The organism is bacterium, from assembly GCA_016716565.1.
Taxonomy (GTDB): Bacteria; Bacteroidota; Ignavibacteria; order Ignavibacteriales; family Ignavibacteriaceae; genus IGN2.
In genome coordinates this window covers 701050-724610 of sequence record JADJWC010000001.1, presented here as the reverse complement: position 1 = coordinate 724610, position 23561 = coordinate 701050, and the positions used below count along the sequence as shown (strand labels likewise).

Sequence of the window (23561 nt, the reverse complement as noted above, 5' to 3'; positions counted from 1 at the left end):
GCAAAATAATTTCTATCTGCTCTTTTTTATTTCAGAAGCCTGAACTACTGCAACTGTTACCAGGTTTACTATTTCCTCAACCGTAGATCTGTACTGAAGAAGATGCACCGGTAATCTAGTTCCCATCAAAACAGGTCCGACAGTGACTGCCTCGCCCATATATTGCAATGACTGCATCGTTAAGTTAGCAGATTGCAGATCAGGAAAAATTAAAACATTTGCGTTTGATCTTAGCTTTGTGAAAGGAAAATAATCCTGTCTGATTACTTCATCACGTGCAGTAGCAAGCTGCATTTCACCATCAATAATTAAATCAGGGGACTTTTTCTTGACAATATCTGTGGCAATTCTAACTTTTTTGACTGAAGGATTATCTACGCTGCCAAAGTTTGAATATGACAGCATACCAACGATGGGTTCTATTCCGAGTGCACGACTTGTCCTTGCCGACAGCAGTGCAATCTCTGCAAGTTCGTCTGCGGAAGGATCAATATTAACAACACAATCAGCCAGTATCACGACATCTTTTGGCAGTAAAACAAGATAGTAACTGGAAATTCTTTTTATACCCGGTTCGGGTCCAATCACTTCTAAAAAGATTCTTAAAGTATCAACATAATGTGTTGAAAGACCTGCGAACATCATATCGGCATCTCCGCAGTGAACCATCATAGCGGCAAAATAATCCTTATGTCGAACTTTATCTATTGCATTTGCACGAATCACACCTCTCCTGTGCCGCATCTGGAAATATTCATCTACATAAGTATTAAATCGGAGACTATGATTTGGATCAATAATCTGGACTCCGCGCAGTTCAAGACCAAGCCTGTCAATTGCTTTTCCAATTTCATCTTCTGAACCAAGAAGAATGGGTTTTGCAATCCCTTCATCAAGCAGAACACTGCAAGAACGTAAAATAGTTTCGTTAGTACCTTCCGGAAAAACAACGCGGAATTTTCCTGACGGGCTCTGAGAATCAATCTGCGCATTGTGTCCCGGCCCGTACCTAATCGGACAGTTAGACTTTCCTGATAATCCTCACTTTTAATTTTCGTCTTTGCTACGTTATCCTTTATAGCCTGCAAAGCTACTGCAGTTGATTCTCTTACAAATATTCTTGGATCAATTGGTTTTGGGAGTAAATATTCCGGACCAAAACTGAAATGTTCAAAACCATAAGCACGTTCAACTTCTTCAACTACCTCATCACGAGCAAGATCAGCCAGAGCACGTGCTGCTGCAAGCAGCATTCCATCGGTAATTCGTGTAGCCTGAACATCCAATGCCCCTCTGAATATATATGGAAAACTTAAAAGATCAAGAATTGAATTTGGTGATCTTGCAGAACTGGTAGCAACAATTACATCGTGTCTGCTGCTTTTAGCTGCTTCATATTCAATTTCAGGATCTGGAGTCGCGAGAGCAAATACTATCGGGAATCTGTTCATCTTTCGTATCATTTCAAGCTTGAGTATTCCACCAACTGAAGCACCGATAAAAACATCCGCTCCTTCAAGTCCTTTATCAAAAGTCATCGCTGAATTTTTAACTACAAATGGCTGTTGATAGTTTGACAGATCATTTCGATCCGGATGGAGAAGTCCGTTCACATCATACATTAATAAATTTTCTGATTTAACTCCAAGTTGAAGAAGCAATCTTGCACAACCAATGCCGACTGTTCCTGCACCGCAAAGAACAATCCGGATTGCCTCTATTTTTTTATCTACCAGGTCAAGAGCATTAAGTAAAGCAGCAATTGCAACAACTGCAGTACCGTGCAGGTTCTCGTGAAAGACAGGAATGCTCAAACTGTCACATAATCGTTCATAAATTTCTAAACCTTCAGGTGCTTTGATATCTTTAAGATTAATTCCACCGAATGTTGGTTCAAGAACTTTTACTGTTTCTATAAATTGCTCGGGATTTTTTGTATCGAGTTCTAAATCGAATACATCGATATCAGCAAGACGTTTAAAAATACTTGCGATTCCTTCCTGCATTGGTTTTGCAGCAAGAGGACCAACATCACCCAGTCCGGGAACCGCAGAGCCATTCGTAATTACCCCGACAAGATTTCCTTTTGAGGTATATTGAAAAACATTTGCGCTATCTTTAATAATTTCCGAGGAAGGAAATGAAGCACCTGGCAGATAGCATAAACGCATTTCACGCGGAGTTAAACAAGCTTTCGTCGGATGAATTTCAATTTTGCCTTTCCGACCTGATGTATGATACTTCAATGACTCTTCACGCTTTATCATTTTATATTCTCCTGAGCAGATTTATTACTCTTTAGTGATAAAGGATAATTATTTAATGTCTCTCTAAATGCCGGTAAAAAGGTTGCAACCGGTCTTACTTGCAAAATCCACAACTTAGTACCTTCAATTCCAAATTCAATGTCGAGTGGATAGCCATAAGCAGATTCAAGTTTTGAGGCCATAGCAACAAGTTCACACAATTCAACATATTCCAATGCGGGACGAAATCTCTGATGATAAAGTGTCGGGGAAATCACGGTTCCATATCCTGCTCTTTTGTTGAACACAAACTGATGCATTTTATCGGAAGTTATATAGTTAAACTTCAGGGGACCTTTTTCAAGATTGCCTTCTTTTGAAACAATTATCTGATCTGCAGCAACAGCTCCTGAAACTACACCTTCACCCAGACCGAGTCCCGCATTGATTACAATTTCCCTCAAATCTTTTTTAGGAACATTAATGGTTTGAAGCACACCTGAAACGCGCGACCAAATAATTCGCTGAACAATTACTCCGCCAGATGCAGGAACATTCTGATGACCAAAAATTGATCGATTATGAATTGCTCTTTCAGTCCACAAACCGCTCCACGTACGTTTTAAATATTCAATAAGAAAATCTTCCCCTGTAATGAACAAGTAAGTTTCAAATTCACCTGCGCGAGCAGCAATCTCGGCATCTTCTTCACAGGAAGAGGAACGAATTGCAACATAAAATTTAGAATCGTTTACCCCAACTGAGTTTGTAAGAAATTCTTTTTCTATTTCACGGTAAGCTTCTATTACTTTAAAGTTGATTTCTTCCGGCAGCGATACACTAGCCCATAAATTTTTTATGTGCAGAGATTTTTCTCTATTACTGATGTCAGATAATAAAATAATTTTATTTATTGCTTCCCGCAGAGATATACCTTTAATCAGATTTTCTCCTGAAACAGAAATACTTTCATTCAATGGCTTATCAAGAACTGTTTGAAATGCTTTATCAGTAACAGCAAACCACGGAGGGACTCTTCCTTTTCCTCCAACAGCTTCAAGCTCCGCAAGGTTAGCTGCTTTCCAACCAATGCCCGACGACAATTCTAGCGCTCCTTCTGCAGGTTTGATTATAAATTTATCCGATAATTGTTCACTTAAAATTTTATCCCTGATCTCAAATCTTTTTTCAAGCTGTGCAATATGCTCTTTCTTTTGAGGAGATGTATCAAGCAGTAAATCAATCCTTTTTATTTGTCTGAACAGATGTCTGAGAAATTCTTTTTTCTCCGAATGTCGGGATAGATTTTCTATTTCATTAAAAATACTTTCCCGAATCACCTTCAATCGGGAAATACTTATTTCATCAATTTTATCAATTAAACTTTCAGGAATCTTAATTTCCTGTAAGACGTTTGAACCAACGGCTGCTATTACACTTTTCATCATTTTGAATATCTCAAATGCTTCCAATCTTGGCATTACAATTTCAAAAGGATGTTTTGCAAACGGAATGATCTGTTCAGCTTTAGAATACGAGAGCAGAAACTTATTTTCTATTTCATTAACCGTTTGTAAGATATATCCTTCTGCAAGACTACTGGTTTTTTCATTCGATAAAATTAATTTCAGTAGGTAAGCTTTTTCATCCGGCGAACTTTTATTTCCATCAAGAAAATTTCCAACAAGAATTTCTTCCACAACATACCTTGCGAGAACCGGTTCTGAAATCTTTCTGAGAAGTTTTTCAATCTGATGCCGTGTGTGGAGTTTCTTTCCGCGTAAAATCAGAAGCTCTTTCACATCAGTTACTTTAGAAATTTCTTCATTTGTTTTACCAAGAGATTTCAACTCTTCAAATAAAGCTATTGTATCCCGTTCCTGTCCAAGAACCTGCAGTACTCCCTGGTTTGCATCGAGAACAACCAGATCACCATCCTGCATTTGATATTCGACGTCATGCAAATCGTAATAAAGTGAGAGATTCAAATTGTTGCGAACTTTATGTTCGACTTGATACTCAGTAGTTTGATAAACAAGGATCATAGAACCATCAATGCCCTGTTTCCAATTCCCGGAAATAATAATTGCAGGTTTATTGAACTGAGTTGCTATCAGTCCGGCATGACTTAATATACCTCCTCCGGTTGCAACTATACCGGCTGAGTGATAGAGAATTGTATTTTCATCGGGAGAGACAGAAGCGGCTACAAATATATGTTCATCAAAATCTTCAGGATGTCTCCCTTCTGAACCCAGAATTACTCTTCCGGCGGCTCTGCCGGGCGATGCCCGGAGACCGGCAACAATTTTTTCACCTGTTGTACGAATCCCTGCAGAATATTTATGCGGCATATTTAATTCATCATAAAATTTCTTTACTTCCTCTTCAAGAAATTCAATTGCAGATTCAGATCCTGTGACGGTATAGTTATTCGCTCTAAGCAGAGACATAAATTCAATTGGCGATAGCTTTACATTTGTTTGCCAGGCTACATTAGTATTTATCCTTTTCTGATGAATTGAGTTTTCTGTTACAAAAAAACCTGAACGGATTATTCCTTTATTATCGCGAAGAACAAAAAGTTTCAGAGAATTCCCCACCATCGGAAGAATTGCAGATTGCACTTTAAAACTTTCCAATAATCCAGTAGTCTGAAATTTTAAAGTTTGTTCGAATGGTATTATTACTTTGGCTAGAGCGATTGAAGATTCTAATTCTTTTTCTCCCTTATTGATTATCTCCGCAAACCAATCCGCCTCGTGAATTTTCGAAAATAATTCCGGCGATACTCGTTCAAACCCTGCTCTAGTTTCAATTAGTTCACCCTCCGTAACAGCTGTTCTCAAATGGTTGAGCAAACGCTCTTCCCAATAAATTTGGCCGGGTAAGCTAAAATTTGTCTCGGAAAATTTTGGAATTCTTAATCCAAGATTATTCACAGACTTGTATATATTTTGATAAAATTCAGGTTCCACATTAACTGAAAATCTATCCTTATAATCTCCGTCACCTGTCCAAATCAATTCCTGTTCGCCTTCTGTAGTAACTAAAATATCCTGCACAATGCCTAGCCGGTCCTTTGTAATAAGTTTATCAAATGGCAATACTGCCCATTGCTTAAATAACTCTGCCCATGCAGCTGCAACTTTTTTCTTTGCGTCAGAAGGAAGATTTAAAGAGCCGATAACCCAATCAAGATCCATTAAATATGGAGAGAGACAAAAAAGATAATCAACTCTTCCGCAAAGCTGATTTAAATCAAGTGCACGTTCTTTGTCGTATCTTGCATGAATATGAGTGCCGTCAAGTTTAACATCAAACTCCAGATGTTGAAATAAATATCTTATTGCGTCAAGGTAGATGTTCGGATGATCAGCAATTTCATAATTACTCACGCCGAAATATTGCAGATCAATCATTCCGCCCTGCAAAGGAGGCGAATAATCAATTCTGATGAAGACGGGATGATTTCTGAACCAGACGAAGTAATGAACTTCGTTTCCGTAACAAAAAATATTCACAGTGGGAAATTTATCCAGTCCGTGAAGCATCTGCCTTTTAAAAGCTTCGATTACAACACTGATGGGATATGGGATTTTTGTGAACGATAATCCTTCATCCTCAATTGCTTCAAAGTTTGCAAAATTAATATTCCTGACAACTGTCAACACTCTGCTGTTCGTTGTCAAAATCAGATTTATGCTCTGGTTGGGAGACCTGGATTGATCGACAAGTTTAAATCCTAATTGAAGTCCTCTTTGATGCAGATATCTTTTTAATCCGTGAAGCGTATGAACTTCACCCAAAGAATGCGGATCTTCAAACATCTGAACAAGCCGTGTCGCGTCTGCTGATAGATGCAAGTCAGAATCATTCTTTGATAATTCATTTATCACTTTAGATTGTATTTGTCCGTACACTTCCGGAAGAATCGTGCATTCCTCTGAATATGAACTGAACAATTTTACAAAATCACTTACTATTCTATCCATTTGTTCAAGGATATGCTTAACTTTTTGCACGGTGAGAGGAGCTACATCAAGGATTTCCTGAAGCAGATTAGCGTGTACTAAATTATATGAACGAAAAAGTGCAACAGATTTGTTATCTTCACCGGATGTGCCTGATTCAAGCGGCAATCCACCATGAGCAGTGAAAAGATAAAATTCGGAGACTCGTTTTGCATCAACCGAACTTTCAAATAGTCTGGCTTCACAGTTCGTAACAAAAAGCGGAAGTGATTCCCCGATCGTGATACCAACATAAAGCTGTGCTGAAAGTCCATAGTTTAAATTCTTCCAGCCTATCTTTGATATCACTTCCCGAAGTAAATACTCTCCGCATATTTTTTCACATTCTTTAAGTGAATCAATAATAGGTGCTGGTTTTCCTATGACAGGTATTAAATAAAGTAAATCAAGATGTGTCGAGCGTGTATAGTTGAGATAAGGTGAGAGTACTTCTGCACTTTTTTTGTCGAATAATTTTTCTATGATTTTTTCGTCTGCTGTTGCATTATTTAAGTCTAACAGTTTTGCAGCCAGAACGCGGATTTTTCTTTCGTTGTTCCCAAGATAAAAATCTAGAATTATTTCATTATAAGATTTGTGAGATTTATCAGTTCCTGAACTGATGATCGATGATACTTTTTCAAGTGCTTGCGCAGTGTTAAAAACAGAATTTTCTGTCCCAAGTTTTTCAGCGAAATAGTTAATCATTTCGGAGTTAACATTCATTTGCTTTTTCTCTGCAAGTGTCTTTACCAAGTCAAGAGTTTTGAATACCGATTGTTCATCTTTACCAGATAAAAGCTCTTCTATAATACTCCATGGTTCGGGTAATTTTGGAATACCTTCTTCTAATAAAGAAAAGAGTTCCGCTTTAATATCATCGGTGTTGATATCAATGAAAGAAATAATATTTCTAAACTTTTCAGGATCGATCTGTTCATTTGATGATGATAAATATTTTTTTATCTGACTGCATTCCGGAAGAATCTCGGAAACTTGCTTGGGTAGATTTTGTAATTTGTATAGCAGTGCATTAAGGGTTGAATCTATGGAAGAAGCTTCAGCCGGTGAGTTTTGAGTGAACTTATTTTCATTTGCCATCCCCATGGCTTTTTCAGAAAATAAATTAAAGAAGCTTTAATTACATTCGAAATGTACTGAATTGAAAAGTTAAATCAACGGAATACTGTCAGTTAAAATGAATAAGAATTCACCTTTGATGTCAATTACTGACTAAAAATGACTCAAGGAAGCAAATAATAAATGTAAACTATGTATCCTGTTAGAAGAAAGAGTCCTTCCAATCTTGAAATCTTAAATCCTGTTTTGCTGAGTGGCAGAAGAATCAAAGCAGTAAAAAGCATCACTCCAAAATCAATGTAACTAATACCTTCAGAACTTAGCGGTATCACCAACGCTGTGATTCCAAGTATTCCAAGAATATTAAAAATGTTTGAACCTACAACATTTCCGATTGCTATGTCAGATTCATTTTTAAATGCTGCGACTATTGATGTTATTAGTTCAGGCAAGCTTGTTCCAACAGCGACAATGGTTAATCCGATGATTGCATCACTGACTCCAATCGCTTTTGCAATCGATATTGCACTTGTCACAAATAAGTTCGCACCTAATATCATTAATCCTAATCCGCCGATTACGAAAATTATGGAAACCTGAACACCAAGTTTGGTTTTCAATCCTTCTTTAAATTCTTCTTCTACTTCGGCATTTTTTTCTTTTCGAGCCATCGAAATATTCACAATCGTATAAGTAATTATTCCAGCAACGAAAATTATTCCATCAATTAAATTCAACTCTCCATCAAGTAAAAGAACAATCAGCAGAATACTTAGTCCTATCATAATTGGAATTTCTCTTCTGATTACATTTGCGTGAACATCAAGCGGCCTGATCAGAGCAGCAATGCCAAGTATCAATGCAATATTTGCTATGTTTGAACCGACAACATTTCCGAGTGAGATTGAACTGTTGCCGATCAACGCTGCTTTTAAACTCACCACGAGTTCAGGTGTACTTGTTCCAAAAGCAACGACAGTTAATCCAACAACTAGCGGAGTAATACCAACCCGAAGTGCAAGTGCTGAAGAGCCACGTATTAATCCTTCTGCACCAATGAAAAGAAAGATTAATCCGCCAGCGAGATAAAGCGATGTTTCTATAAAAGTCATAAATTAAAAATCGAAAATCTCACCAAGGAAAGATTTTCGCTTATTCCTCTTATAATAATCATCCGAGTATTTTTTACGGTCATCGTATTTTCTATCATTATCAAAAAACTTTTGATCGGGTTCATCAAACTTTACAGATCTTTCAATTATTTTATCGAGCTCTCCTCTGTCCAGCCACACACCACGGCATTTCGGACAATAATCGATCTCAATTCCTTGTCTTTCGGAAATTACTAATTCACTTTCTTTGCAAACGGGACAATTCATTTTTTCTCCTAATTTTTTTCAAAGAAAAACAAAAAATTGATTAAAAAAGTTCCTTTAGCTTTATCTTTTAAGCAGATTGGATGATGTTTTCAACCAGATAAACTTTATCATTTCTGCGGACAAGCTCTGAAGTAACGAAAGTCACTTCATCTCCCTTTTGAGCAGTCTTTGAAGATTTTTCTTTTACAAAAATTTTATCCAAAGTTATTTCGAGCAGACCCGTAGTTTCTCCAATGATTAATATTTTGTCTTTCAATCTGATCTTTCCGGATTCAAGAAGAATGTGTGCAGCTTTCGGCTTCTTGAAATAGTTTAGAACTTTACCAACATACACTTTTCTCGTTGTTGCTTTGCTTCCTTCAACTCCTGCATAATCGTCAGAAGATGGCTTGCCAAAATAAAATCCACTTGAGAAACCCCGGTTATAAACTGTTTCAAGTTCTTTCAGAAATTCTTTTTTCTTTTCAGATGTAAGTTTCTTTTTGAAATAAAGATCAATTGCTTTTCTATAAACTGAAATAGTCGTAGCAACATATTCGGGAGCTCTTTTTCTTCCTTCAATTTTGAATGAATCAACTTTAGCTTCAATCAGTCGATCGATGAACTCAATTGTGCAAAGATCTTTTGGAGAGAGAACATAATCATCTCCAACTAAAATTGATTTGTTTGTTGCAGTGTCATAAACCTCGTACTCTCTTCTGCAAGGCTGAATGCACTCGCCCCTGTTTGCACTTTGTCCAAACAGATGATGACTCATAAAACATCTTCCGCTGACAGCAATGCACATAGCACCGTGAATGAACGCTTCGATTTCAAGCTTAGTGTTCTTTCTTATCTTTTTTATTTCTTCAAGTGAACATTCACGTGCTAGCACAATTCTAACCGCACCAAGTTTTTTATAAACTGATGCTGAAAGTGAATTTGAAATTGAACTTTGAGTGGAAATACAGAAAGGCATTTTATTTTTTTTGCACAGCTCAGCAATGGCTAAATCTGAACAGATTATTCTATCTATCTTCGCTTTCTTTGCCCCTTTGATTATTTGTTCAGCTTCAGTAAGCTCATCTTCAAAAACAATTGTATTTAGAGTGAGATAGCTTTTTACTTTCTTTGATCTGCAAAACTTTGCTATTTCAGGAAGCTCTTCAACAGAAAAGTTTTTTGCTTTGGCACGCATATTCAGCTTATCCACACCGAAGTAAACTGCATCTGCGCCAGATTTAACAGCAGTTCGCAACATTGTCCAATCTCCGGCGGGAGCCATTAGTTCTGGTGGTTGGTGAGTAGTTGGTAGTTGGTGGTTCTTGGTCATTTTGAAGTTGAAGGCTTAGTAAGATAATTTATGTAAGCACTCAATCGAGGAAGAAGACTTTCAATTTCATCAAGAGTTTCTTTAAACTCATTATCAGACAGAAGTTTTCTTCTATGCGAAATATTAAGCCAATGCTTCGACTCGAACAAAGATCCTCTGGCTATTTTTACAAATCGAGCATTATCAACTTTGCTTCCTCTTCCATATCCTTCAGAAATATTTGCACCAACGCTATCAATTGCTCTTAAAAGTTGACCACCCATTTTTTTTTTAAAAAAAAACCAACCAACCAAAAAAAATCCCCCACTCCCACCCCCCTCCCAAAAACAATTTAAAAAACCACCAACTCCTCCATCGTTTTATCACCCCCCCCCCCCCCCCCCCCCCAACCCACAACCAACTACTCGTTTCTCCCAAATCTTCGCAATCTCAACAATAACCTTCACCGCCATTTCCATATCCTGAACAGCAACCCATTCAAGCTGTGAATGGAAACTGTGCTCGCCTGCAAAGATGTTTGGACAAGGCAGACCCATAAACGATAATCTTGAACCATCTGTTCCGCCACGGATTGGATGCATAATTGGCTTTATTCCGAGATTCTTCATCGCCTGAACTGCATACTTCGCAACCTGTGGATGCTTAACTAGTACTTCCTTCATATTTCTGTACTGGTTGACAACTTTAAACTCATACTTCGAACCAGGAAACTTTGCAACAGCTTTCTTTGCAAGTTTTTCGAGATGAGCTTCGTACTGTTTCAGCTTTGGAGTTTCGAAATCACGAATAATAATTTTTAGCGTTGTTGCTTCTTCCATACCGTTTATAGTTGTGCAGTGAACGTAACCCTGTCTCTTTTCTGTCGTCTCCGGTGAAAGAAATTTCTTTGGCAGGCTTTCCATAAATGCGGCAGCAATCTTAATTGAGTTGATCATTTGATTTTTTGCATAACCGGGATGAATATTCTTCCCGATAAACTTGAGCACAACCATATCAGCACTGAATGTTTCAGATTCAACTTCTCCTCTGCTTGAGCCGTCAACTGTGTATGCGTATTTTGCACCAAGCTTTTTCAAATCAATTTTTTCTGTTCCTCTTCCGACTTCTTCATCGGGTGTGAAACAAATTTTTATCGGACCATGCTTTACCTCAGGATGAGCCAACAAATAATTTACTGCATCCATAATTTCTGCGACACCTGCTTTGTTATCTGCACCGAGAAGTGTTGAGCCATCTGTTGTGATGATATCGAAGCCTTTCATATTCTTCAAATCTGGATTTTCACTTACTTTAATTACTCTTCCTTCTTTAGGCAGCTTTATATCTCCGCCTTTATACTTTTTATGAATGATTGGTTTTACATTTTTTCCGGTAACTGCAGGTGAAGTATCAACGTGAGCAATGAAAGCAATTGGTGGTACTTTTTTAGTTGTATTTGCTGGCAGTGTTGCCATCACGTAGCCCCACTTATCCATTGCTGCATCTTTCAAGCCCATCTTTTTTAATTCTTTTGCAAGATCGGCAGAAAGTTTTTTCTGTTTTTCCGTACTTGGAAATGAAGTTGATTCTTCATCTGATTGAGTATCGTATTTTACATAATTTAAAAAACGATCAACACAAATAAATTTATATTTTGGATCGAACATAGTTCCTCCGGGATTACTAATTAAGATTGTTATTTATCTACTCTTTTAATTTCTACTCTTCTGTTTTTTGCTCTGCCTTCAGGAGTAGCATTATCAGCAACTGGCTGTTTGCTTCCAACACCGACAACTTCAAATCTCACCTGCGGTACTCCTCTTGAAACAAAATAATTCAGAACTGACTCCGCACGCATCTTCGACATTTTAATGTTTCCTTCTTCCGAACCAACATTATCCGTGTGTCCTTCAATTCTCCATCGGGACAATGGATATTTTTTCATCTGCTCAAGCATTTTATCAAGCTCAGGATATGCTGCCGGTTTTAATTGAGCACTATTAAATTCAAAGCTCGTCTCCGAACTCAGAACAAGCTGGTTGAGATCAACCGGAGGCGGAGGTGGTGCTATTACCAGCTCGCATCCGTTTTCATCAACCTGAACTCCGGGTAAAGTTCCGGGACATTGATCCAGATGATCAGGAACGCCATCAAGATCTTCATCAACAGGACAGCCGTTTTTATCAACCTGAATTTCATAAGGAGTGTCGGTACATCTGTCAAGATGATCAGGAACGCCATCACCATCAGAATCAAACGGACAGCCGTACTCATCAACTTTTACTCCGGGAGTTGTGTCGGGACAGAGATCAGTGTAATCAGGAACTCCGTCTTTATCAGAATCCAGCGGACAACCTTTTTTATCAACAGGTGCGCCTTGCGGTGTGCCGGGACATTCATCAAGATAATCGGGAATTCCATCTTTATCTGAATCAAACGGACAGCCAAACTCATCTACCTTGACTCCCGCCGGAGTGTTTGCGCACATATCTTTTGAATCAACAACACCATCGCCATCAGTATCAAACTCCGTCAAGAAAGAATATGAAATTCCTCCCATTGCAGTGAAGAACATATCGTTACCAACACCAACTGCTTTATCATCAAGCCAATCGTTCGGGGAAATCTGCACACCTCCGTTTAAGTTGAGTGAAAGATTTTCTGTCACAGGAAAACGAATACCAAGTTCTCCAAGATAATTTACTTCGGATGTTTTGTATAATCCTGCTTCGTTGTTGGGAAGTTTGACACCGCCTTCACCTTTAGGATTGAATGATAAGCTCGCTATTCCTGCAAAGAAATATGGGAAAGCTATATCGTTTAGGCTGAAGTCAATAATTACACCTGCACCGATTGTTGAAATGTTAGTTCTGAATTCCTGCGGATCGAGATTCGGATCGCCTCCTTTAAGAAAACCTGCGTTATAAAATGCTCTAATGCCGAATCCACTCTTTGTCCAGGCAGGGAAAAAATATTCAATTGAAAGTCTGCCAAGGTAATCAACACCGAGCCCACTGTAATCTGTGCTGGCGAGAGTTGTTCCTCCTTCAACTGAAAAAACGACTGTGCCTGAGAATGGATTATATCTTTGTGTCTTTGCAGTCTGTGAGTAATTGAATTCGGATGAAAGTATAGCAATAAGTAAAATAATGAAGGTAAATTTAGTCAAGTTTGTTCCGTTAAAATTTATATAATTGTTACAAATTTAACTGGAAACGAAGAACTAAAAAAGTTAAAGTGTTGAACAAATAAAGAATTTGTAAAGAAATCAAGATGCAAGAAGATAATTTATTCTTGACTTTCCATAATTCAATTCCTAAGTTTTAAAAGAAATTAATTCGGGATTAATACCTGATGAATATTTTCGTGGCACGATATTTAACTCTCTCTCTCTCTCTCTCTCTGCGGGAGGAAGATGAAATGCTTCCCCCTCCTACAATTCTTTTATGTTATAGTAAACTTTCTCTAAAAATAAATCCGAGGCAATAATTATGAAAAAGATTTTTACAATAATTTCATTGATAATAGGAATAATAAATGCACAACAACAAGTTAATGTCCCCTGGCCAACACTTGCAGACTCACCATGGCCGATGATAAAACACGATCCTCAGTTTACTGGACGTTCACTGTATAAAGGACCTCAATCGGCATCAGTTGCTTGGACTGTCGATATGCCTTATGGTATTTTTTCCGGACCAGTAATCGGTGCTGACGAAAATTTGTACTTTGGTTCATACTATTATCTTTCTGATTTTTTTTATTCATTTAATCAAAGTGGACAAGTAAATTGGGTTTATGAAACTGGTGGTAACCGTGCACCCGAATCAGGGATTTTAATTGATTCGAGTAATACAATTTATTTCGGTTCCCGTGATGGTTATCTATATGCCATAAATTCTGACGGTTCATTAAAATGGATTTATAATACATCTGCATTTGTGACTGAAAATTCCATCCCTAATATTGATTTATTGGGAAACATATATATAACAAATTTTATATTTACCCCAGGAGAACCGGATAGAGGTGAGTTAATTTCTATCAATCCAGATGGAGTGCTTAATTGGAAAGTTATGTATGATAATGGTTTTGCATTTAAATCACCTGTATTTTCAACGGATGGAAGTACAATATATATCCCCGGTGTTGATTCAAATTTATATGCATTGAACCTTGATGGTTCAATTAAGTGGAAATTCGGCTCAGGTGAAATAATGAAAGCACCAATGGTTGATTCAAACGGAAATATTTATTTTATTCCGAGAGAAATTCCTCAATATTTTTATTCGTTATCGCCAGATGGTAATATCAGATGGCGATACTTCATTCAGGAAATAGGTTCTCTGGACTTTTATTCAATACCAACCATTGACTCGGCGGGGAATTTATATGCTATAGTACTTGATACAACGTGCTGCGAATACAATCGTATGCTACTCTCTTTAAGTCATAATGGGGCATTCAGATGGAAATATATACTCGACGAATATGAAAGCGATGATTTCTGGCAACCATTAATTTGTGATTCAGAAGGTACGGTTTATTTTGGTTCAACATTTGGTACCAGTTATTATGCTATTTCAAGTGAAGGATCATTAAAATGGAAATTACCACTTATTGAGTCTATTCAACAAGTAGATAACACAGGTGCAATTGCTTCGGATGGCACATTATTTCTAGGAGTACATTGTGTTTCAACGCAACTAGAAAATATTAAATCATTGATAGCAATACGAGACACCGTAACTTCTATTAATGATATGAATATGCAACTCAAAACCAATCAACTTTACCAAAACTACCCTAATCCATTTAATTCAACGACAAACATTAGGTATTCAATTCCACAATCAGAAAGGGTAACACTAAAAGTTTATGATTTAATGGGCAGTGAAATTGCATTAATTCTTGACAGATACCAAGAAGCTGGAAGTTACGATGTGATTTTTCAACCCAGAGATCTTGCAAGCGGTATATATTTCTACACTCTTACTTCAGGTAACTTTAAGGAAACGAAGAAATTAATTCTTCTAAAGTAAACGGCATTTAGATATGCCAGATTTCCAAAATCTGGCATATCTTAAAAACCTCTTCTAAAAACTTTTTCCATATCAGATTTAATCATCAGCTTAACAAGATCTTCAAATTTTGTTTTTGCTTTCCAGCCAAGAACTTTTTTTGCCTTCGATGGATCGCCAATCAGAAGATCAACTTCGGTTGGTCGGTAATAAACAGGATCAATAGCAACCAGCGTATCACCCTTTTTCAGCTTCGTTGTAAAATCTTTTAAATAAGATTTTTTGTTAGAAGAATAATTGATAAGCCTTTTGGCTTTTTCAAGATTGATGGATTTGATAAAGCCTTTTTCATCCTCACCTTTTCCTTTCCATTCCAACTCAATTCCAAGATTCTTAAAAGTCAACACTGCAAACTCACGAACGGTTTTTGTCTCACCTGTTGCAAGAACAAAATCATCTGCTTCTTTGTGCTGGAGAATTCTCCACATTCCTTCGCAATATTCTGGTGCAAAGCCCCAGTCACGTTTTGCATTTAGATTTCCAAGAGTTAATTCTTTCTGCAACCCAGCAACAATGCGTGAAGCAGCGCGGGTTATTTTTCTGCTAACAAAGGTTTCACCTCTTCTCGGTGATTCATGATTAAACAGAATTCCGTTTGAAGCAAAGATGTTGTAAGCCTCACGGTAGTTTACAATTATCCAGTAGCCGTAAAGCTTAGCAACTCCATAAGGAGAGCGAGGATAGAAAGGAGTTTTTTCACTCTGCGGGACTTCCTGTACCTTTCCGTAAAGTTCACTCGTCGATGCCTGATAGAACTTAACTTTCTTTAATCCGACTTCACGGATTGCATCTAAAAATCTTAGTGTACCAAGTGCATCAACCTGTGCCGTGTAGTCCGGAATCTGAAACGAAACTTTTACGTGACTTTGTGCTGCAAGATTATAAATTTCATCCGGTTCAATTTTTTCGAGTAGCCGATTCAAGTTACTTGTATCAACAAGATCGCCGTAATGCAGGAACATTCTTTTGTTCAGGATTTTCGGATCGTTATAAAGATGATCGATCCTTCCAGTATTGAAGGAACTGCTTCGACGAATTATTCCGTGGACTTCATAACCCTTTTCAAGAAGTATTTCTGTTAAATAACTTCCGTCTTGGCCAGTTATTCCAGTGATTAATGCGCGTTTCATAGGCAATTAAAAATGTTAAATTAAAAATTAAAAAAATGAACTATAGTTTACTGCAAATTGAACCAAGAATATTTTTAAGTTCACCAGATTCGGTTTTTAATTTGCCAGCTTTATTCTGATCGCCAAATTTCAAAGCAATACAAACTCTTATCCAATAATTTGACTCTCTCATTTCTCTTAAAACTATTTTCATTTTATTAGCAAAATCTGCTTTTGAGGATGCTGCTTGAGCTTCTTCATAATTTGCTCCTGATGAGCTTGAAGCTTTAGCCAATTGATATCTTATTACTTGAGATTCCGGATTCTTCGGTAATGAACCGAGGAAAGTTAACACATCAATAGTAAATCTAAATAATCTCTCACCAAGCCCTTCATCCATTAATTAAAAACCTTTTAATTTTTCATTTTTAATTTTTAATTAAGCACTTCTGCGTTCAAGGTACCACCGGTATGTTTTTTCAATTCCTTCTCGCAACTCCGTCTTGTATTTCCATCCGAGCGAATTTATCCGGGAAACATCAAGTAATTTACGCGGAGTTCCATCCGGCTTTGATGAATCGTGAACAATTTTTCCTTTAAAACCAATTATTTCAGCAACAAGCTTTGCAAGTTCCAGTATTGTCAAATCTTTACCTGTTCCGATGTTCAAATGCGAAATTCCATTTTCATAAAGAACTTTTGCATTTACTTTTTCCATTAAAAATAAGATTGCATCGGCGAGATCTTCGACGAATAGAAATTCACGAAGAGGTTTACCCGTCCCCCAGATTACTACTTCTTTTTCGTTTTTTTCTTTCGCCTCATGAAATTTTCTTATAAAAGCCGGTAAGACGTGGGACGTCTGCAAATCAAAATTATCATTTGGCCCGTAAAGATTTGTCGGCATCACTGAATAAAAGTTGGAACAATACTGTCGGAAATAATTTTCGCAGAGCTTTATTCCGGCAATCTTTGCAATCGCATATGGCTCGTTTGTGAATTCAAGATAATCTGAAAGAAGATATTCTTCCTTCAACGGCTGGGGCGCCAGCTTTGGATAAATGCAGGAGCTTCCCAGAAAAATCAATTTCTCAACTCCTGATTTGTACGAATTATGAATGATATTCGCTTCAATCATCAGATTATCATAAATAAATTCAGCTCGGTAAGTATTATTCGCAAGAATACCGCCGACTTTTGCAGCAGCTACAATCACAACTTCAGGTTTTTCTTCTTTAAAGAATTTTTCTACTTCTTCCTGTCTGATTAAATTGAGTCCGGGATAGTTTTTCAACAATAAATTTTTGTAGCCACGTTTTTCAAGCTCACGAGTGATCGCAGAACCAACCATACCTGTATGTCCCGCAACATAAATTTTTTTATTAAAATATTTTGATTGATTGGTCATTTGAACTTTAGTTACAATCCATAATAAACAGCGAAATAAAATTCATTATTACTTTCATCAACAAAGCTCAAATCTTCCTGCTGCTTCGAGGTTTTCATATACTGGTAATTCGCACGGGCAAAAAGATTATGGAGAATTTCAAATTTAACTTGACCACCGAAGTAAGTATAGTTGGTTCTCAACCCAAACAGAAACGGCGGCTGAGGCAAAACAAACTGCTGACTTTCATCTGCACGTTCGCCCTGCCGGATATATCTTGCCCAGACAAGTGCCTCGAGTCCTCTTATAAATCTGTACTTTACTGAACCAAATATCTGATCAGCATTGTTATTCATCCAGTGACCTAACACGTACGAATTACTTTCAAAAGTTGTAGTATTTATGTAATGCTGATAAACGTAGGGATATATTTTTGAATATTCAAGTTTAAGTGTGAGGTTATCAATCAGTAAATCGGTGACTGAACTTCCAAGTGTAAATCCAATTTGCATTTTCTCAGTGGCTGGATCACCTATTCCATTTATTGTGAATTCATCTATAAATAATGTACCGTAAAGGTGAGTGTTCTTTATATGTCCTTTTGAACTTAACTGAGCAAAGAACTGCGAATTACTTCCAGCCGAATTAGCCTGTCTGCTTAAATAATGATCTGCTAACCGGAAAAATGTTATCGGAATTAAGTATAAAAACTCGAGCTGATCAGCATAAACTATTGATTCACCGATTGAAAGATCCAGTCCTTTTGTCGGCTTAATTGTTAATGTATGAGAAGCGAGATATTTATTCCTGAACGAAAATGCATAGTCACCATTTTCAGTTGGATAAAAACTTGTTGTGTCGACAACATCTGAAGATAACCACGCGTGGAAGTAATTAAAGCTGAGCCACTCGACAGGATTAATATCCAATCTTATCAATGGAAATGATGGAGCCTTTTGTGACATCACAAGCAAACCGTTATCGCCATAACCCCACTCTAAAAATTCTTTCCCGACAGCTATACTTCCCCAGCTCCAATTGGTTGCGAGCATCATTTTGGCTTCGCTGTATTCCATTTTGTCCGGCGAATAATCGTAGGTATTCAAATCTGTTCGGGCGTTAACTCCAGTTTCCGGAGTGAATATTTTCATTTTATCAATCGTCGTTCCGCTCTCAGTATTATCTCTGAAGTCAAAGCTGAATCCCAGCACATCATAGATATAACCGTATGAATATATTCCATTCCAGAAGTGAGTTTGCTTTGCTTCTTTAACGGAACCAATTTCAGCACCAAGTATCAGCTCAGCATTTATTTTAAATCCATCACCGCCATAAGAAAACATTCTCCATCTGTCAGCGGGATCAAATCCAAAATAATCAAGATGTTCTGTTTGCTTATTGTTGCCATCACTCAGCCAGCGTTCGTGATGATAATCTTTTAAAAAGAATTTCAATTCATCACGTTCTAACTGTGTAAGTTGTGATGATAGTGAATCAGCTTCCAGAAGTTTGCTGCTGATATAACTTCTTGGTAATGGTCTGATAAGATCATCGAACTCAATAATACCTTTCTGACTTATCCTTCTCAAAAAATTATAAACGTCTTCATATAATGGCTCATACACAACCTGCGCTTCGGTCAAACCGGCAAATGATATAACAAGCGAAACCAAAAATATTTTTGCAAGCGACTTCATTTACTGTGAACAAATTCCTTAATTTTCTGGACAACAAACTCCTGCTGTTCCTTAGAAAGCTCGGGGTAAATTGGAATTGCAAGTGAAGTTTCACTGGCCATTTCCGATTCGGGGAAATCACCCTTTTTATGATTCAGGTTTACAAAACATTCCTGCAGATGAAATGGAACAGGATAATAAATTTCATTTCCGATTTCATTTTCAGTGAGGAATTTTTTCAATCCATCTCTGTTCTGAGCTCTGATTATATATTGATTGTAAATGTGATAATTTTTGAGGCCGGAAACATTTTTATACGATGCCTTTGGAAGAAGAACTTTATTCTTCTCATCAAACTTTGTTTTTCCTGTTTCTTCAGCCAGGCCTGCTTCTTTAAATAGCTTGTTATAATATTCAGCATTCGCTCTTCTTTTTTCTGACCATTTGTCCAGATGTGGAAGTTTCACTCTCAGAACAGCCGACTGCAAGGCATCAATCCTGAAATTTCCACCGATAACTTTATGATAATATTTCTGCTCTCCTCCGTGCACTCTTTTTATTCGAAGCATATATGCAAGATCATCGTTATTTGTTGTAACCAATCCGCCGTCGCCGTATCCGCCAAGATTCTTACTCGGGAAAAATGAAAAGCATCCGATATCTCCAATTGTTCCAACACACTTTCCATCTTTGTATTCTGTTCCGATTGCTTGTGCTGCATCTTCAATTACAAAAATGTTTTTCTCTTTTGCAATTTTAACTATTGGTTCAAGATCGGCACTCTGTCCATAAAGATGAACAGGAATGACAGCTTTGGTTTTTGGTGTTATTTTTTTCTTAAAATCTTCCGGATCAATGTTGAATGTAACGGGATCAATATCAGTTAATACCGGCACAGCATTCAATCTGGAAACAACACCGGCTGTTGCGAAGAAAGAATAAGTTGGAACGATCACTTCATCACCGGGTTTTATATCAATTGCCATTAAAGCAAGAAGAAGAGCATCCGTTCCAGAGGAAACACCAATTGCATGTTTGCACTTTAAGTATTGACAAAACTCTTTTTCCATATTCTCGACTTCGGGTCCGAGAATAAAATACTGCGACTCGGCAACACGGAGTACAGCGTCGTCAAGTTCTTTTTTAAGTGAATGATATTGTGGTTTTAAATCGAGCAGTGGGACTTTCATATACTTTCCGATTTTTAATTGTTAAAATTATTTAAAATTAGGGGGAATAACCACAGGACAGAATTATTCCTGATTATAAAAAAAATCCTTTTCAATGTCTTTAAACTTTTTAGCTTTCAAATCTTTTTCTGAAACAATAGGACTATCAACTTTCCAATCAATATTCAAATCAGCATCATTATACAGGATGGATCGTTCGTGTGCTTTGCTGTAGTAGTTGCTGCACTTATAAGCAAAGATTGCATCATCGGAAAGAACGGAGAATCCGTGTGCAAATCCTGTTGGTATCCACAGTTGAGTTTTCTTGTCTGAGTTAAGAATAATTGAAAAATATTTTCCGAAAGTCGGCGAACCAAACCTAATATCAACTGCAACATCAAGAACTTCGCCTTCTATCACCTGGCAAAGTTTTCCCTGCGCTTTATCTCCAACCTGGTAATGCAAACCTCTGACTGTACCTTTCTTTGATTTAGAATAATTATCCTGAACAAAATCATCAGGTATTCCAAAATCTTCGTACCGCTGTTTGCTGTATGACTCGAAAAAGTAGCCACGATCATCATTGAAAACATCCGGTTCGATGATAAGTAATCCGGTAATTTCTGTTTTAGAAATTTTCAACTAAGACTCCGCGACAACTTTTTCCAGGTATTCTCTGTAAAGTGATTTCGGGATTTCGCTGACTAACTTTTCAAATTGTTTTCTGTCAATGAATCCGCGCAGATACGCAATCTCTTCAATGCACGCAACTTTTAATCCCTGTCTGTCTTCAATTACACCAAAGAAATTTGAAGCAGCAAGTAATGCTTCGGGTGTTCCGGTATCCAGCCACGCAACCCCTCTTCCGATTTTTTCAACATAAAGCTCATTCATTTCAAGGTAAGCTTTATTAACGTCAGTAATTTCCAGTTCACCACGAGCAGAAGGTTTTAAATTTTTAGAAATCTCAATTACTCGGTTATCATAAATGTACAAACCGGGAACAGCATAATGAGATTTTGGTTTTGAGGGTTTTTCTTCGATGGAAATTACTTTACCGACATTATCGAATTCCACAATTCCATATCTCTCAGGATCGTTTACTTTGTAGCCGAATATTGTTGCGCCTTTTTCAGCTTGAAGTGCTTTGTAGAAAAATTCAAGCTTTCCATAAAAAATATTATCGCCGAGAATAAGACAGGACATATCCTTCCCGATAAATTTTTCACCAAGAATAAATGCCTGTGCAATTCCTTTCGGTTCGGGTTGAATTACATATTCGAAATTCATTCCGAGATTTTTCCCATCGCCAAAAAGTTTTTGATACAGAGGAATTGTTTCTGAATTTGAAATGATGAGCACATCTCTTATCCCGCCGAGCATTAAAATTGAAAGAGGATAGTAAATGAGTGGCTTATCATAAATTAGTGCAAGCTGTTTGCTGTAAACTTTGGTTATTGGATAAAGCCGGGAACCGGAGCCGCCAGCGAGAATTATCCCTTTTACGTTTGTTTTATTCATTAAGACTTTCTGCAGTTTTGATTAATCATCAGGGAACAAATATAAGAAGAAAGTTCAAGTTTTAGTTAAGATTCGCAGTATTCAATTTATAAGAATTACAGTAAAGTCCCGCTTAAAACCAATACTGCCACTGAAAAGTAAATTACAAGCCCTGTTACATCACAAAGAGTTGCTATTAATGGCGCTGAAGAAGTTGCAGGATCAGCACCGAGCTTTTTCAAAATAAACGGAAGCATTGAGCCGGAGATCGTTCCCCAGAGAACAATTCCAATAAGCGAAAAGAAAACCGTTATACCAATCAGTATCCAGTGAGAAGAAATAACGTGAAAAACATTCGTTAAAATTGCAACCTGCAGAAAACCGATAATTCCTAAAATGCTGCCAAGCATTAGACCAGATAGAATTTCACGACGCATTATCAGCCACCAATCAGACAGAGTAATTTCCCCAACAGCCATTGCTCTGATAACAAGTGTTGCTGCCTGCGAACCTGAATTTCCTCCACTGGAAATTACGAGCGGAATGAAAATCGAAAGAACCACGGCCTTGCTTATCTCATTTTCAAAAAATCCCATCGCTATTGCAGTCAGTATCTGTGCTATGAATAAAAGCGTTAACCATAGTACTCGTTTCTTAAACAAAGATAAAAGCGGAATTGTATGAAATGGCTCTTCTAATGCAGTAACACCTGCGATCTTCTGAATATCTTCGGTTGCTTCTTCTTCAGCAACATCGAGAACGTCGTCAACAGTAACAATGCCGATCAAGATTCCGTGATTATCAACTACCGGCAGAACTACGCGATCGTACTTTTTAAAAACCTCTACAGCAGTTTCCTGGTCATCGTGTACATTTAAGCTTGTGAAATTTTCGTCCATCAAATCAATTACTTTCCTATCCAATGGAGAAAGAATTACCTCTCTGATTCTGATATCATCAATCAACTTACCTTTATCATCTATCACATAAATTACATTAAGAGTTTCCTTGTCTTCACCGTTTTTGCGAATATAGTCAAGTGTCTCCCCAACCGTCCAATCCTGTTTGATAGCGATGTAATCCGGCGTCATCAATCGACCGACGCTGTTCTCCGGATAACCTAACAATGTCTGGGCAATTTTTCTCTCTTCAGCTGATAATAACTGAATTAATCTTTTTGCAGACGTACCGGGTAATTCTTCAAGTAATGCTGTTCTGTCATCGGGAGACATATCGTTAAGTATTGCAGCAACTTCTTCATTACCCATTGCTTTAAGAAGTTCTTCCTGTGTATCGAATTCAAGATGCTCGAATGTATCTGTTGCAAGATCAACGGGAAGTACGCGAAAGACTATTACTTTATCGTGTTCAGGAAGATCAATTATCAGGTCGGCAATGTCGGCAGGTGTCCAATCAGCAAGGATTTCCTTGAGTATGCTTAGTTTTCTCTCAGCAATAAGAGACTCTATTTCTGGCATTAGCAATTTGCTGAGCATGGGAAATTCCTCCCGATTGTTATTTTAAGATTATTACATTCTATAATTATAGATTTGAGTTGAGCAAAAATAATCTGATAATCAGGTAAAAACAATCAGATAATGAAACACAGCATAGGTACATTAATCTTTCT

At 37.4% G+C, this 23561-nt stretch carries 17 protein-coding genes and 1 pseudogene; 1 reads left to right on the top strand and 17 read right to left on the bottom strand.

Going from position 1 to position 23561, the window contains the following annotated elements; genetic code table 11:
• Nucleotides 1–12 precede the first annotated feature (12 nt).
• The 9 genes and pseudogenes from IPM14_03200 to IPM14_03160 form a co-directional block, all read right to left on the bottom strand.
• Complete coding sequence (locus IPM14_03200; GenBank protein ID MBK9097124.1) at nt 13–1014, bottom strand: hypothetical protein; 1002 nt, start codon at nt 1012–1014, stop codon at nt 13–15.
• Nucleotides 1011–2267: pseudogene (locus IPM14_03195) on the bottom strand (hypothetical protein). Before IPM14_03195 ends, IPM14_03200 begins: the two are co-directional and overlap by 4 nt.
• Entirely contained in the window at nt 2264–7360 is a 5097-nt protein-coding gene (locus IPM14_03190) for a hypothetical protein (protein MBK9097123.1), read from the bottom strand. Before IPM14_03190 ends, IPM14_03195 begins: the two are co-directional and overlap by 4 nt.
• Nucleotides 7361–7503: 143 nt before the next feature.
• Nucleotides 7504–8442, bottom strand: a complete 939-nt coding sequence (locus IPM14_03185) for a calcium/sodium antiporter (protein ID MBK9097122.1) — start codon at nt 8440–8442, stop codon at nt 7504–7506.
• A gap of 12 nt (nt 8443–8454) precedes the next feature.
• Nucleotides 8455–8718 carry a zf-TFIIB domain-containing protein gene (locus IPM14_03180; protein ID MBK9097121.1) on the bottom strand — a complete coding sequence of 88 codons (264 nt, stop codon included), beginning with the start codon at nt 8716–8718 and terminating at the stop codon, nt 8455–8457.
• A 67-nt stretch (nt 8719–8785) separates the two neighbouring features.
• Nucleotides 8786–10030: a U32 family peptidase gene (locus tag IPM14_03175; protein ID MBK9097120.1), complete on the bottom strand. Its 1245-nt coding sequence runs from the start codon at nt 10028–10030 to the stop codon at nt 8786–8788.
• Nucleotides 10027–10293, bottom strand: coding sequence for a four helix bundle protein (locus IPM14_03170; GenBank protein MBK9097119.1), 267 nt, complete (start codon nt 10291–10293; stop codon nt 10027–10029). Before IPM14_03170 ends, IPM14_03175 begins: the two co-directional genes overlap by 4 nt.
• 99 nt (nt 10294–10392) lie before the next feature.
• A complete protein-coding gene (gene pepT, locus IPM14_03165; GenBank protein MBK9097118.1) occupies nt 10393–11676 on the bottom strand; it encodes a peptidase T in 1284 nt (427 codons plus the stop codon).
• A gap of 29 nt (nt 11677–11705) precedes the next feature.
• Complete coding sequence (locus IPM14_03160; protein MBK9097117.1) at nt 11706–13178, bottom strand: OmpA family protein; 1473 nt, start codon at nt 13176–13178, stop codon at nt 11706–11708.
• Nucleotides 13179–13500: 322 nt separating this feature from the next.
• On the opposite strand from IPM14_03160, the gene IPM14_03155 reads away from it, so the two are divergent.
• The gene (locus tag IPM14_03155) at nt 13501–15051 is read left to right on the top strand and encodes a PQQ-binding-like beta-propeller repeat protein (protein MBK9097116.1); all 1551 of its coding nucleotides are present in this window, start codon (nt 13501–13503) and stop codon (nt 15049–15051) included.
• Nucleotides 15052–15092: 41 nt separating this feature from the next.
• Here IPM14_03155 and gmd read toward each other — a convergent pair whose 3' ends face one another.
• The 8 genes from gmd to mgtE all read right to left on the bottom strand — a co-directional run bounded on the left by gmd (nt 15093) and on the right by mgtE (nt 23427).
• The gene (gene gmd / locus IPM14_03150; protein MBK9097115.1) at nt 15093–16220 is read right to left on the bottom strand and encodes a GDP-mannose 4,6-dehydratase; all 1128 of its coding nucleotides are present in this window, start codon (nt 16218–16220) and stop codon (nt 15093–15095) included.
• A 40-nt stretch (nt 16221–16260) separates the two neighbouring features.
• Nucleotides 16261–16599, bottom strand: coding sequence for a four helix bundle protein (locus tag IPM14_03145; protein MBK9097114.1), 339 nt, complete (start codon nt 16597–16599; stop codon nt 16261–16263).
• A 39-nt stretch (nt 16600–16638) separates the two neighbouring features.
• Nucleotides 16639–17607, bottom strand: a complete 969-nt coding sequence (locus IPM14_03140) for a GDP-L-fucose synthase (GenBank protein MBK9097113.1) — start codon at nt 17605–17607, stop codon at nt 16639–16641.
• Nucleotides 17608–17618: 11 nt separating this feature from the next.
• Complete coding sequence (locus IPM14_03135; protein ID MBK9097112.1) at nt 17619–19283, bottom strand: hypothetical protein; 1665 nt, start codon at nt 19281–19283, stop codon at nt 17619–17621.
• The gene (locus IPM14_03130; GenBank protein ID MBK9097111.1) at nt 19280–20452 is read right to left on the bottom strand and encodes a DegT/DnrJ/EryC1/StrS family aminotransferase; all 1173 of its coding nucleotides are present in this window, start codon (nt 20450–20452) and stop codon (nt 19280–19282) included. The genes IPM14_03135 and IPM14_03130 overlap by 4 nt, the downstream gene beginning before the upstream one ends.
• A 63-nt stretch (nt 20453–20515) precedes the next feature.
• Nucleotides 20516–21073, bottom strand: coding sequence for a dTDP-4-dehydrorhamnose 3,5-epimerase (gene rfbC, locus IPM14_03125; protein MBK9097110.1), 558 nt, complete (start codon nt 21071–21073; stop codon nt 20516–20518).
• Nucleotides 21074–21952 (bottom strand): glucose-1-phosphate thymidylyltransferase RfbA, encoded by an 879-nt coding sequence (rfbA, locus tag IPM14_03120; GenBank protein MBK9097109.1) that lies wholly within the window; start codon nt 21950–21952, stop codon nt 21074–21076.
• A gap of 95 nt (nt 21953–22047) precedes the next feature.
• Nucleotides 22048–23427: a magnesium transporter gene (mgtE, locus tag IPM14_03115; GenBank protein MBK9097108.1), complete on the bottom strand. Its 1380-nt coding sequence runs from the start codon at nt 23425–23427 to the stop codon at nt 22048–22050.
• Nucleotides 23428–23561 lie beyond the last annotated feature (134 nt).

Coding starts and splice junctions, on each gene's coding strand:
- IPM14_03190 (MBK9097123.1), bottom strand. CDS start 7,360: ATGGCAAATGAAAATAAGTTCACTCAAAACTCACCGGCTGAAGCTTCT.
- IPM14_03180 (MBK9097121.1), bottom strand. CDS start 8,718: ATGAATTGTCCCGTTTGCAAAGAAAGTGAATTAGTAATTTCCGAAAGA.
- IPM14_03175 (MBK9097120.1), bottom strand. CDS start 10,030: ATGACCAAGAACCACCAACTACCAACTACTCACCAACCACCAGAACTA.
- IPM14_03170 (MBK9097119.1), bottom strand. CDS start 10,293: ATGGGTGGTCAACTTTTAAGAGCAATTGATAGCGTTGGTGCAAATATT.
- pepT (MBK9097118.1), bottom strand. CDS start 11,676: ATGTTCGATCCAAAATATAAATTTATTTGTGTTGATCGTTTTTTAAAT.
- IPM14_03155 (MBK9097116.1), top strand. CDS start 13,501: ATGAAAAAGATTTTTACAATAATTTCATTGATAATAGGAATAATAAAT.
- gmd (MBK9097115.1), bottom strand. CDS start 16,220: ATGAAACGCGCATTAATCACTGGAATAACTGGCCAAGACGGAAGTTAT.
- IPM14_03145 (MBK9097114.1), bottom strand. CDS start 16,599: ATGGATGAAGGGCTTGGTGAGAGATTATTTAGATTTACTATTGATGTG.
- IPM14_03140 (MBK9097113.1), bottom strand. CDS start 17,607: ATGACCAATCAATCAAAATATTTTAATAAAAAAATTTATGTTGCGGGA.
- IPM14_03135 (MBK9097112.1), bottom strand. CDS start 19,283: ATGAAGTCGCTTGCAAAAATATTTTTGGTTTCGCTTGTTATATCATTT.
- IPM14_03130 (MBK9097111.1), bottom strand. CDS start 20,452: ATGAAAGTCCCACTGCTCGATTTAAAACCACAATATCATTCACTTAAA.
- rfbA (MBK9097109.1), bottom strand. CDS start 21,952: ATGAATAAAACAAACGTAAAAGGGATAATTCTCGCTGGCGGCTCCGGT.
- mgtE (MBK9097108.1), bottom strand. CDS start 23,427: ATGCTCAGCAAATTGCTAATGCCAGAAATAGAGTCTCTTATTGCTGAG.